Consider the following 13,446-nt stretch of genomic DNA (forward strand, 5'->3'; position numbering starts at 1 on the left):
CTGTGTGTTCGACTATTGCTTGACCTGTTGCGCTGCCGCTGGCAGCGTGGCGGGCAGTTCCGATTTATTGCCATCGAGCTTCGTCACCACGGGCGACTTCCACGGTCCGGCAATCTGCATATGATAGGTCAGCGCCTTCATCACGGGCGCGCGCAGGAACAATTGCGCCAGGAAACTGCCCAGGCCGATCACCGGATTGACCGCCAGCGCATACACCAGCGGCCCCGTGCCGAGGTTGAATTCGGGGATCACCACCACATGCAGATTGGTCGTTTCGTTGGCGATATCGGCCGTGCCGTCCATCAGCACGGTGGCCGCCACGCCATGCATCTTGAGGTTGTCGGTGGTCACCACGCCGCGCTTGATGCTGGCGTTGGCGGTGATGCCGTCAAATGCCAGCCCTTCCGAAAATACGTCGTGGAAATCGAGTTTCAGCAGGCGCGGCAAAGCTTGCAGGCTCAGCACGCCCAGCAGCTTGGCCGCGCCCGGGTCCTGCTTGAGGAACTGCCCCGACTCGACGTTCATCTCGATCTGCCCCGACAGCGACGGGATGTCGAGCGAATACGGCAGGCCGTTCCAGGCGATGTCGCCACTGAGTTTGCCCTTGCCGCGCCGCACGGTATCAGCAAAGCCAAAGCGGTCGAGCAGCTTGCCGGCATCGACAATATCGAGTCCGAAATGCAGGCTGGTGGTGCTCTGGCCATCCTTGACCACCCATTTGCCGTTGCCGCTCAGGGCGCCGTCCGGGTTGGCCAGCAACAGCTTGCCGACCCGCCATTCGCGCCCGCTGGCGGCCATGGTGTTATAGGCCTGCAATTCCAGACGGCCGATCTGCTTGTTGAACAATTCAAAACGCTCGGCAACGATATCGAGCGAAGGGATCGATTGCGCGCTGCTCTTGCCTTCGAGCAGGTTTTTCACGTCATTGGCGGCCGACTCGGGAATGATCAGCGACGACAGGCGCGCCGTCATCTTGCCGAGGCCAGACGGCGTTTCCAGCCAGGTCACGTAACCCGACACCTGCTTGGCGTCGATATTGGCCTGCCACACGTCTTTTTGATGGGTGGCGCCGACCACCACGTTTTCCAGCTTGCGCTCGCCCAGCATCAGTTCGCCGGCGCGCGCGGCCATCATGTCGGGCACCACGTACTGGGCGATATCGGGCCCGTCGTCATTGCCTGGCGTCGTCTCGGCGGCGCCGCCGCTGCCGGCAATCGCGCTGCCGGCAGCGATCCAGCTGTCGACGTCAAACGTCTTCAGGTTCACATTGAGCATCATGCCGGTGTCCGGTTCGGGCGCGGGCGTGTTGACGCCAATCCCGCCGCGCACCAGTCGCCAGGGTTCCTTGCCCTGCTTCTGGCGCTGGTAGCGCGCAGCCAGGCCGCTACCCAAGGCGATGCGAATTTCGTCGGTGCGCAAGCCGGCCGCGTTGGCGGCATTCGCGCTCAAGGTGAATTTCACCGGCATGCTGTCGCCAGCCGGTTTTTTCAAGGGCGCCGGGAAGTCCAGGCCCAGGCCCGCCAGGCTACTGTCGACGCTGACCACCAGTTGATGGTCGCGCGCCGTGATCAGGCCGCTGTAACGCGCGCCGCCATTCAGATGTTTTGCCAGCCGCTGCAGCACCGGGGTGGGGTAGGTTTTGCGCAAGCCGTCAATCGTCATCGCGCCGCCTATCTTCACCTGGATCGAATTGTCGCTCTGCGTGCCGCCCGAAATGGCCAGCGGGCCACCGAGCAAATTGCCGTTCAGGCCATTCAGGTTGACGCCTTTTTCATTGAACTCTATACGGCCCTGGGCGCCCAGTACCGGCGGCAGGTCGTTGAACAGCACCACGTCGTTGCCGGCCAGTTGCAAGCCACCCTGCACTTTCGCTTCCAGCATGCGCTCGATCGGCAGGTGCAGTTTCAACGCCAGCTTCGCATTGCCGGTGGCCGTCGTTTCGTCGGTAAAATGATCGATCCAGCCAAGCACCGGGCTGGCCGTGACGTATTTGAGGAATTCCTGCATTGGGCCAGCCGCATTGCCTTCGATATCGAGCAGGGTGTCGAATACGGTCAGGTCGGGAATCACGGCCTTCACGTTGGCCAGCGCCACGCCGGCGGTGGTGGCCGTATCGCCGTGAATTTCCATGCGTGCACGCTCGAAGACAAAACTGCCCTTGATTTTTTCCGCTTGCGGCCACAGCGGCGCCTGGCCGGCCAGCGGGCCGCTTTCGGCAAATTCACCGGGCGCGTAATTGAGCGTGCCATTGTCGATCTTGCCGGCCACGCGGAACTCGCCCTGCTTGCGCTGGGCAGGCGTATCGCCCTTGAACGGGAACTGTTCCAGTTCGCCGCGCAAACGCAAGGTGACGTCGCGCGCCACGCCGCCTTCGAGCGCGCCGGTCAGCCAGTGGCGCAGGTGCTCCGGTGTTTGCAGCGGCAGGTAGCGGCCGATGGTGTTGATTTCAAAATTGTCCAGCGTGCCGCTCAGGTCGACCCGGCCCAGGGTCTTGCCGTCGAGCGGCATGCGGTGGCTGCCGCGCAGGTTGGCGCGCAAGCCCTGCTGGTTGAACGCTAGTTGCGCCAGGTCCACCTGCAGCATATTGTCCGCTTCGAAGGCCCAGCGCGCCTTCATCTGGAATTGCTCGAACGGCAAGGACGGATCAGGCAGGTAGGAAGGAAACTGCAGCAGCAGGTCCTGCGCGTCGATCTCGATCTGGCCACCCTGCTCGCTGGCGTCGATGCTGCCGCTGAGGTTATCGAAGCCGGGAATCGCTGGCGCGGCCGCCTGCGCCGGGCTACTGGCGGTTTTTTCCACGGCCAGGCGCGCCGGCTGGGCGTTCAGTCCCAGGCCCAGCAGGCGCCCGCGCAGCCGATAGCTGCTGGCGCTGGCGACGTCGCCCTGCCACTCGGCCGAAAAATCCTGCAGGCGCCCGCGTGGCGCCAGGGCCGCCAGCTGGGCCCGCTGCGCTGCGCTCAAGGGCAATTTTTCGGCCAGCGCGGCCAGGGTCTGCAAGTCCAGGGACTTGGCCGTGATCTGTGTCTGCGCCGGCTCGCGTCTGGTGGCGGCCACATGGCGTTCGGACAAGGTGGTCGGTGGCAAGCTCAGGCCATCGCGCGTTTCCAGCGCAAAATTGGCCAGCTCCACCTGGTGGCCATGGGCACCAAAAGTGGGCTTGCCGTCCGGCGCCGAGGCCGACAGGGTTTCCCTGGCCGACACGCGCCCGCTGACGCTCAGCAAGTCGAGCGCGGGAAGTTCCTTGCCCAGCCGGGCTTGTACATCGCTCAAACTGGCGTCAGCCGTAAAGCCGGCTAGGCGCGCATGATCGAGGCTCAGCCAGGCACGCAGGGCACCCTTGCCCTGGCTCAGTTCGAACGGATAATCAAGATAGGCGCGCCAGGCGGCCAGGTCGGCATTTTTCAGGTCGACGTACAGCTCGCCCTTCCACATCGACACATCGGAAATGCGCGTGCTGAAGGCCGGATGGGTAAAGTGGGCGCGCACATCGATGGGCGCGGCCAGGCTGGCCGGCGGCGTGGCCTGCAATCCCAGGCGGTGGCTGCGCCAGCGGTTGCGCAGCAACAGGTTGACCTGCTCCAGCGCCAGTTCAGGCGTGCCGCGCAGCTCGTCCGTCCAGCGCACGCGGCCGTCACGGATGATGATGTCGTGCTGCGACAGCAGCCAGTCGGCGCCCTTGCCATCGCCTTGCTCTTTATTATCGACCAGCACGCCCGCCACATACAGGGCGCCATCCTTGCTGCGCCGCACGGCAAGGTCCGGGCGCGTGATTTCCAGCCGTTCGAAACGCACCGAACCGAACACGCTCCACCACGACACGGTGGCCGAAATGCTGGGCACGCTCAAGGCTGGCCGGCCGGCCTGGTCGCGCAGGGTGACGTCGCCAAGGAACAGGTTGGGCCGCAAGCCATGCCAGGAGGCATACACGCGCGCGATGCTGACGGGGTTGCCCAGCGCGCGGCTGGCGGCCTTTTCGATGTCGCCCTTGTAATAATCGATATTTGGCAGGATGGCGTAGCGCAGGAACAGGAACAGCACGGCAAACGCGAAATACCCCAGCACCAACGCCTTGACGGCAAAACCGAGCACATGGTGAGTCGCCAGGTTGGCCATGCGCCAGGCGGCACGCAGCCGCCGCCAGCGCAGGGCCAGCGGCATATGTTCTGTCGGGCTTGCTTCTGGCGGTTTTTGCATCAATAAGCTAATAACTGGCCTGGCGTCAAATAATGGCAAAATCGCCTGGTTTCCTGTGGCTTGCCGTGGTTCTGGCGTCATCCTTGCACTTGCATCCGGACTGAGCCTCCCTTACCATCGTCCGGGAGCTGCCGGGCAAACTGTGCAGGCGGCCCAATTTTACCGCATCCCCTGCCCTGCGCAGGCAAGCCCGGCGACAAAGTGCGCAGTTTAGACACGATAACCGATCAACACCATAGAAACCGCCCCATGAGCCAACCGTCCCTGACCTCCGCCTCGCGTTTTTACCAGCGCTGGAAAAATGCCTCCCCGGAACGCGCGGGGCAGGCCGCGCAGTTGGTGCGCATGCCGCTTGACGGTCTCGATTTTGCCGCTGAACTGACCCGCCTGGCCAATGCCGCCACGCCGCCCTTGCCGCTCGAACGGGCCATGCGCCAGTTGCGCAACCTGCTGGTGTGCAGCCTGATCGCGCGCGACCTGGACGGCCAGGCCGATCTGCACGAGGTCGTCACCGCCATGACGGCTTTTGCCGACTTCGCCATTGCCCGCCACGTTGAAGCCATCATGGCCGAGATGGTGGCCACGCACGGCATGCCGGTGGGCGAGGAGTCGGGCCAGCAGCAGGAACTGATGGTGCTGGCAATGGGCAAGCAGGGCGGCGGCGAACTGAATGTCTCGTCCGACATCGACCTGATCTTTGTCTACCCCGAAGATGGCGATACGCAAGCGACACAGCCGGGCCAGCGCAGCCTGTCGAACCACGAGTTTTTCATTCGCATGGGCAAGAAACTGATCGCCGCCCTGGCCGAAATCACGCAAGACGGCTTTACCTTCCGCGTCGACATGGCGCTGCGCCCGAACGGCAACTCGGGCCCGCTGGCCGCCAGCCTGGGCATGGTGGAACAATACCTGATCGTGCAGGGCCGCGAATGGGAGCGCTATGCCTGGGTCAAGGCGCGCGCCGTCACCGGCAAGCCCGAGGACATCGCCGCGCTCGACGCCATCGTGCGCCCGTTCGTGTTCCGCCGCTACCTGGACTTCGGCGTGATCGATGCGATCCGCAACATGCATGGCCAGATCCGTGCCGAGGTCAACCGCCAGGAGCGGCTGCACCCGGACCGCAGCAACAACGTCAAGCTGGGCCGTGGCGGCATCCGCGAAATCGAATTCCTGGCGCAGGTGTTTCAGTTGATACGCGGCGGGCGCGACGCCGAACTGCGCGAACGCTCCACGCGCGCCACCTTGCGCACGGTGGCCGACAAGGGCTACCTGGAGCCGGCCATCGTCGAACAACTGCTGGCCTCGTACACTTTTTTGCGCAACCTGGAGCACCGGCTGCAATACCTCGATGATGCGCAAACCCACACCCTGCCCGCCAGCGAGGCCGACCGCTTGACGGTGGCGCAGATGATGGGCTTGCCCGATACCGCCACCCTGCTGGCCCGGCTCGAGGCGCACCGCGTGTTCGTCGCCGGCCAGTTCGATGAAATGTTCAGCGACAAGACCAGCGGCGCGCCGCCAGCCGACACCGGCCTCGACCCGCAGACATCGAACGACTGCGCCGCCTCGGACCAGCAGGAAGCCATCGAGGCGCGCTTTGCTGCCCTGGGCTTTCACGAGCCGACCGCCTGCGCGCGCCGGTTGCTGGCAACCTGGCAGGCGCCACGGCTGCAATCGTTGCCCGAAGCGAGCCGCACGCGCCTGGTTGCGCTGGTCAATGCCGCCCTGCCGTTGATCACCGACTGCTCGATGTCGAACGGCAACGCCAGCCAGCTGGCCACCCTGGGCCGGCTGCTCGATTTTTTAGAGGCGATTGCGCGCCGCTCGGCCTATCTGTCGTTGCTGACCGAATACCCGCATACCCTGGAGCGGGTGGTACGCATGGTGTGCGCCAGCGGCTGGGCCGCCACCTTTCTCACGCAACACCCGATTTTGCTCGACGAACTGCTGGACGAGCGCATCCGCCACAGCGTGCCCGATCCCGCCGCACTGGCGCTGGACCTGCAGCGCCAGCTCGACGACGCTCCCGGTGATACCGAGCGGCAGATGGATATTTTGCGCGAAGCCCACCATGCGCAGCTGTTCCAGTGCCTGGCGCAGGACCTGGCAGGCGACCTGAGCGTGGAAAAGCTGGCCGATTATCTGTCGCAGCTGGCCGACATCATCGTCGCCGCCACAGTGCAGGCGGTCTGGCAAACCCTGCCCACGCGCCACCGCGAGGTGCCGAAGTTCGCCGTCATCGCGTATGGCAAGCTGGGCGGCAAGGAGCTTGGCTATGTATCCGACCTCGACGTGATCTTTCTGTTTGACGACGACGACCAGGAAGCGCCCGGCATGTACGCCAAGCTGGCGCAGCGCTTCATTACCTGGATGACCTCGCATACCTCGGCCGGCATCCTGTTCGATATCGATATCGCGCTGCGTCCGGACGGCGCTTCGGGCATGCTGGTCTCCAGCGTACAGGCGTTCGAGCGCTACCAGGGCAGCGCGGCCTGGGTGTGGGAGCACCAGGCGCTGACGCGGGCACGCTTTTGCGCCGGGGATGTGACCATCGGCAAGCATTTCGAGCGCATCCGCGACGCCATCCTGCGCAAGGAGCGTCCGGAAAACGGCCCGCTGAAAGGCGAGGTGGTGGCGATGCGCAAGCGCATGATCGACGCCCATCCGCCACGCCCCGGCAGTTTCGACCTGAAGCAGGACCCGGGCGGCATGATCGATATCGAGTTCATGGTGCAATACCTGGTGTTGCAGCATGCGGCGCAGTATCCGCAACTGACGGCCAATACAGGCAATATCGCCCTGCTGCGCCTGTGCGGCGAGCTTGGCCTGATCGAGCCGCAGCTGGCAGCCGGCGTGGCCGACGCCTACCGCGCGCTGCGCAAGCTGCAGCACCAGTTGCGCCTGCAAGGGCAGGACCTGGCGCGCGTGGCGCCCGAGCGGGTGCAAGTGCACGCCGACCATGTGATGCGTTTATGGCACACCATCTTCGCCAGCGTGATTGCGTAAATGATACAGCGGCGTATGATACATACAGGCAACTCCTCTTCCCAGTAGTGCCGTACAGGCCGCGCCGGAGTTGCCCTTCATCCCAGGAGACTGCAATGAACACATGTGTAAAAGCGGGCGTGCACGCCCTTCTCGCCGGCCTCATGGTGTGCGCCAGCGCGGCGACATGGGCGGCGCCCAAGGGCACGGCCGATGAAGCCATCGCCATGACCAAGCGCGCCGTGGCCATGATCAAGGCCGACGGCAAGGACAAGGCTTTTGCGGCGATAAGCGACCCGGCCAACACCAGCTTCCATGACCGCGACTTGTATATTTATGTGTATGACATGAATGGCTTGACCCTGGCGCACGGCAACAATCCCAAGATGGTCGGCAAGAACCTGATCGACATGAAGGACAACGAAGGCAAGGCCGTGATCCGCGCGCTGATCGCCACCGCCGGCAGCAAGGAAGGACGCGGCTGGGTCGACTTCAAGTGGCCCAACCCCACCACCAAGGTGGTCGAGCAAAAATCGGGCTATATCGAACGGGTCGACAATATGATCGTCGGCTCCGGCATCTACAAATAATAACAAGCATAACGACACCGCGCCGCATGGCCCTCGCTTACCTGACACGGCTGAGTGGCGCCACGCGCGATGCGCAAGCGAACCTGCAACTGGGCTGCGTGCTGGCGCTGGTGGCTGGCGCCGTCAACGCCGGCGGTTTCCTGGCCATCGGCGGCTATACCTCGCACATGACGGGCATCGTCTCGGGCATGGCCGACGACCTGGCGCTGGGCAATGTGACGGTGGCGCTGGCGGCCTTGGGTGCCTGGCTGGCATTCGTCAGCGGCGCGGCCGTGACGGCCATCATGGTGAACTGGGGCCGGCGGCGCCGGCTGCACAGCCAGTTCGCCTTGAGCTTGCTGCTCGAAGCCGTGCTGTTGCTGGTATTCGGCCTGACCGGCAACTACCTGGCGGCCATGCCGAACGTGCTCGGTCCCGTCACCATCTTGCTGCTGTGCTTTGTGATGGGGCTGCAAAACGCCATCATCACGAAAATCTCGGGCGCCGCCATCCGTACCACCCATGTGACAGGCATCTCGACCGATATCGGCATCGAGGTGGGAAAGATGCTGTATTACAACCGACGCCAGTTGCCTGGCGAAATGGTGCGCGTCAACCGCACCAGGCTGGTCACGCACGGCGCCCTGATCGCCTGCTTTTTTATCGGCGGCGTGAGTGGCGCGCTGGCCTTCAAGCATATCGGCTTTCCCGCCGCCACCATTATCCTCGCTGGCGTGCTGGCCACCCTGGCCGGCATGCCGGTCTGGCATGACTTGCGCATATTGTGGCGCCAATACCGCGGCACGGCTGGCGCCGGGAAATGAACCCCGGCGCCAGCGATGTCGCTACTTCTGCGCCGTCGCCGTAACAGCCGCCGGGCCGATATAACGGTTGATGAAGCGGTACACGGTTTCGCCCCACAGGATATTGTTGCTTTCCTTGGACCAGCCATGTCCCTCGCCGGTCATCACCATCCATTCGACGGTATTGCCCTGCTTGCGCAACTGGTCGCGCATTTTTTCACCGTGGATCAGCGGCACGCGGCGGTCTTCGCTGCCGTAGGCCATCAGCACCGGCGCCTTGATCCTGTCGGCATGGTCGATCGCCGAGACCTGGCGAAAGTAGGCTTCATCAGTTTTCGGATCGCCGTGCATTTTAGTGCCGATATTGTCCATCACCGGACCCGATACGTCGGACCAATTGACGGTAAATAGCATCTTGACGTCCGTCACGCCGACCCAGTTGATGCCGCACTTGTACAGATCGGGATTCTTGATCAGGCCATACATGGTGGCATAGCCGCCATAGCTGGCGCCGATGATGCACACGCGGTTGCGGTCGACCACGCCCTGCTTGACCAGGTCCTCGATGCCGTCGGTGATATCGTCCTGCATCGCCAGGCCCCATTGTTTCCATCCGGCCGTGTGGTGTTTCCAGCCGAAGCCGGTCGACATGCGGAACTGCGGTTGCAACACTGCAAAGCCGCGCGAGGCGAGCATCTGGGTGATCGGATCGAAGCTGTAGGCGTCGCGCGCATGCGGGCCGCCGTGGATATACGCCACCAGCGGCAGCGCCTTCGGCGTGCGTCCCTCCGGCAAGGTCAGGTAGGCAGGAATAGTGAGGCCGTCGCGCGCCTTGTAATGGATCACGCTCTGTTCGGACAGTTTCTTGCCGTCGAGTTCGGGCTTGACGCTGTACAGGGATTCGAGTGTCTTTTTCACCGTATCGAAGTAATACAGCTTGCCGACATTGTTGACGCCGGTGGTGGTGACCACGGCACGGTTGCCGCGCCACTGAAAGTTGACTCTTTCATTCGGCAAGCTGGCGTCGAGCGAGGCCTGCAGGCGCGCATAGTCCTCATCGAAATAATACATTTCCGGCTTCATGCCGTTGACGGCCACGCCCACCACTTTCTTGCGCGCCTCGTCGAACACCAGGCCATCGCTGATATCGGCTTCGGCATGCTCGGCGATCAGTTCGCCGGCCGTATTGTTGGCGCTGTTCCAGATATGCACGCCAGCCTTGTCGCGCCCGTTGAAGCGGCCGGCGACAAACAGGGTCTGGTTGTCGAAATCAAAGCCCAGCGGTGTCATTTCCTTGCCTTCATCGAGATAGGCCTGGTAAATGGTTTTCCACGGCGCCTTTTCATCGTCGCGCAGATACACTTTTTGAATGATGCGTTTGCTGCCCGCTTCCACCGTCATCGAGGAGGCCACGCGGATCACATTATTATGGTCCAGCACCCAGCCGCTGACGGCGCCGGGATTGTTAAACGTCAGCAAGGCCATGCGGCCATTGGTGGTATCGAGGCGAAACACATCGCTGGCGCCCAGGTCGGCATCGCGGCCGCGCTCGTTATTCACCACGATCAGGTCGTTGCTGTCGCCGCCCACCCGTTGCAGCACCGACACCGGCTTGTACGGCATGTTCGTGCTCATCGCCTCCTTGACGCTGATGACCAGCTTGCGAAACGCGCTGCCGTCGCTATTGACGGCAAACAGGCCGCCACCGGTCTGTTTCTCCATCACTTCTTCGCTGCCCTTGCTGATGCTGAACACCAGGCGGCGGTTGTTGACCCACATCGGATTGGCCACGTTCCAGTCCGGATCGGAGGCCACCACGGTCGAGGCGCGCGTGTCGAGATTGATGACGGCCAGCACGAAGCGGCCATTGCGCGGCGTCAGCACCGCCATGCTCTGGCCGTCGGGTGACAAAATCGGGCGGCCGCTGAATTCCGCTTTCTTGAAGAAATCGGCAATCGGAATGGATTCGTCGGCGCGGGCGCTGGCGCCCCACAGGCCGGTACTGAGCAAGATGGTGCTGAGCACGAGAGGAATAATGCGTCGATTCAAGACAGTCTCCTTCGGTATGAACATCGATGAAAAAAGGCGCCGTCACCTCGATGGTCACGGCGCCTTTTCGTCATGCACGATTACTTGAAGCTGTATTCGGCGGTGACCTGGAAGTAGCGGCCCATTGCGCTATGCAGCGGCGCGTAGTAGTTGGCCGTGCCGTTCGGATGGAAAGGCGGTTTGCGGTCGAAGGCATTCTGGATCGCAAAGCTCAGCTTGGTGTTCTTGATGCCGCTGTAGCTGCCGCCCAGGTTGACCACGGTGAACGAAGGAATGCCCGTGCACAGCTCGGGGAAGCCTTCGGTGGCCAGCACGCATTCCTGCGTACGGTCGCCAACAGACGCCATCTTGCTGACAAATACAGTGTCTGCCGACAGGGTGTACGCCGCTTTTTTCCATGCCAGGCCCAGGTTGGCCTGTACCGACGGCGTGCCGCGGGTGCCGGCGTACTCAATCAGGTCGTCGGTCGGCGACGGCGCATTCTTGTACGACTGCATGTGGCTGACGTTCAGGGTCGGCGTCAGGGTGCCATATTCGCCCAGGTTGATGCGGCCCGTCAGTTTCAGGTCGACGCCGCGGATCTTGGTGACGGCCACGTTGGTCAGCAACATCTTGATGTTGGTGATCTCGCCCGCCGTCGCACCGGCGGCCTGGTCGGCAGCGGTCAGCGCGGCGCGGGTGATGGCCACGGCAGGATCGCCGGCATAGCGCGACGGGTCCTGCAATACCTTGTCCAGGTCGTAGGTGCTGATCTCGTTGACGCGCTTGATCTGCCAAAAGTCGAGCGTTGCCAGGAACGACGAGCTAGGCTCCCAGGCCAGGCCCAGGGTGTAGCTTTTCGCCGTTTCCGGTTTCAGTTCCGGATTGGCGCCACTTTCATATGGCGACGACGTCGAGCAGCCGAGCGTGTAGCGCGCGTTGCAACGGAACGGATCGCGGATCGACACGAAGGCGTTGCGCACGTCGGTCGAGTTCTCGACCAGGGTTGGTGCACGGAAACCTTCAGCATAGGTACCACGCACCATGAATGCCGGCGTGGCGCTCCACTTCAGGCCCACTTTCGGGGTGGTCGAATTGCCGTAGTCCGAATAGTGATCATGACGCACGGCAACGTTCGCTTCCAGCGATTTCAACAGCGGAATCGTCGATTCGGCGTAGATCGAGGAAATATTGCGGTCGTTCGAAAAGCCTGGCGGCAATTGCGCCTGGTGATAGAACTCGCCTTCCACCGCGATCGGGTCCGGCATGGTGCTGAGGCTCTCGCGGCGGAACTCGGTACCGACCGCCAGACCGACTGCGCCCGCTGGCAGGTTGAACAATTCACCCGAAACCTTGCCATCGATTTGCGTCAGTGCCGACTTGAACACGTTTTTCGAGTTGGCCGTGATCGAATCGTACAGCGCCTGGTTGGCGGCACCGCCACCGAAGATGAAGGTGCCGTTGGTGTAGGCGTTGACGAACGGTGTCAGCAGGATCGCGCTGGTATTGCGTGACGTCACTTTACTATCGGTGCGCAACAGGGCGGTTTCCCAGTCCCAGTTCTTGTAGTCACCCTTGACACCGACCAGATAACGGCCGAAGTCGGTGGTGTTGTCCTGGCCCTGGCCGGGGAAGTCACGCAGCGAGGCACGCACGCGCACGGTACCATTGCCGCCAGCCAAAGTCTTGCCGTCAGGTCCGATCAGGTCTTTCGGATATTGCGGATGAGTGATCGGCAAGGCCGGCGTCGGCTGGCCGGTCTGGCCCGCCACCCAGTGCAGCAGCCCGGTCACGGTGGCCTTGTTGCGGTTGAACATCAGTTCGCTGAACACGGTGGTGTTGGCGGTCGGCTGCCACGTCAGGCGGCTGGTCAGGCCGAAGCGGTCGGTCTTGCCGGCGGAATTGATCGAGCTGTCCTGGAAATCGTCGAACACGCAGGCATTGCCTTGCGCGCCAGCGGCCAATACGCCGGAAGCGGGCACCAGACGGTCCGCCGGACAGTTGTTGTCCAGAGTGCGCGATACCAGCGTGTTGGTGGCCTTGTCGGTCCAGTAGATGTTGCCCGGATAGGTGTACAGCGAACGGCGGTCCTTGTAGCCGTAGGCGCGCAGATCCTGCGTGCTGAGGTAGCCGTCGCGCTTGCGGATGTACATCGGGTCGCGCTGGCGCACGTCCAGGGTGACGTAGGCGTTGAAGTGGTCTTGTACCAGGCTGCCTTTGCCGAAACTGACGGTAGCGCGCTTCTGTTCGCCATCGCTGCGGCTGGACTGGCCCAGCGAGCCGCCCAGTTCCAGGCCTTCGAAGCTGTCGCGCAAGATGATGTTGACTACGCCGGCCATTGCTTCCGAACCGTAGATCGCCGACGCGCCATCTTTCAGGATTTCAATCCGTTCGACCGCGCCAACCGGAATCGAGTTCAGGTCGACAAAGGTGGTCTGGAATTCAGGCTGGGCATACGGCGCCAGGCGGCGGCCGTTGATCAGGGTCAGGGTTGCCTGGCTGCCGAAGCCGCGCAAGTTCAGGCCGGCGGCGCCAGCACTGAAACCGTTGGTACGGTTTTCATCGATGCCGCCCACGTTGGAAGAAATCGTGCGCAACACTTCGTTGAGCGAGGTTGCGCCGCCACGCGTGAGCTCGTCACGAGTGATGATTTGCACTGGCGAGGCCGATTCAAGGGTAATGCGGCGTACGTTCGAACCCGTGACATATACTTTCTGGACTTTGTCCGAGCCGTCGACGCCAGGCGTGGCTTCGGCCTGCGCTTGCGGCGCCAGGCTGGTTTCCTGCGCGTGCGCAAATTGTGCCAGCAAGCCAGTACCAGCGAGGGTACCAATGGCCAGACGAACTAGGATGACACTGGTTTTTTC

General features: G+C 62.9%; 6 protein-coding genes. 3 read left to right on the forward strand and 3 right to left on the reverse strand.

The features are described from left to right. Nucleotides 1–12 precede the first annotated feature (12 nt). Nucleotides 13–4,194 (reverse strand): YhdP family protein, encoded by a 4,182-nt coding sequence (locus tag AC0Z42_RS11540; protein WP_485468359.1) that lies wholly within the window; start codon nt 4,192–4,194, stop codon nt 13–15. A gap of 249 nt (nt 4,195–4,443) precedes the next feature. Between AC0Z42_RS11540 and glnE the strand changes: the two genes are divergently transcribed. From glnE to AC0Z42_RS11555, 3 genes are all read left to right on the forward strand, one after another. Further along, nucleotides 4,444–7,200, forward strand: coding sequence for a bifunctional [glutamate--ammonia ligase]-adenylyl-L-tyrosine phosphorylase/[glutamate--ammonia-ligase] adenylyltransferase (gene glnE, locus AC0Z42_RS11545; protein ID WP_485468360.1), 2,757 nt, complete (start codon nt 4,444–4,446; stop codon nt 7,198–7,200). Nucleotides 7,201–7,295: 95 nt separating this feature from the next. Further along, entirely contained in the window at nt 7,296–7,769 is a 474-nt protein-coding gene (locus AC0Z42_RS11550; RefSeq protein WP_485468361.1) for a cache domain-containing protein, read from the forward strand. A gap of 26 nt (nt 7,770–7,795) precedes the next feature. Then, nucleotides 7,796–8,572 carry a YoaK family protein gene (locus AC0Z42_RS11555; RefSeq protein ID WP_485468362.1) on the forward strand — a complete coding sequence of 259 codons (777 nt, stop codon included), beginning with the start codon at nt 7,796–7,798 and terminating at the stop codon, nt 8,570–8,572. Between the two features lie 21 nt (nt 8,573–8,593). Here AC0Z42_RS11555 and AC0Z42_RS11560 read toward each other — a convergent pair whose 3' ends face one another. Continuing rightward, nucleotides 8,594–10,600: a S9 family peptidase gene (locus AC0Z42_RS11560; RefSeq protein WP_485468363.1), complete on the reverse strand. Its 2,007-nt coding sequence runs from the start codon at nt 10,598–10,600 to the stop codon at nt 8,594–8,596. An 80-nt stretch (nt 10,601–10,680) separates the two neighbouring features. Continuing rightward, nucleotides 10,681–13,389, reverse strand: coding sequence for a TonB-dependent receptor (locus AC0Z42_RS11565; protein WP_485468364.1), 2,709 nt, complete (start codon nt 13,387–13,389; stop codon nt 10,681–10,683). Nucleotides 13,390–13,446 lie beyond the last annotated feature (57 nt).

This window comes from Janthinobacterium sp. 1L-D-8-B-C4 (assembly GCF_057291295.1).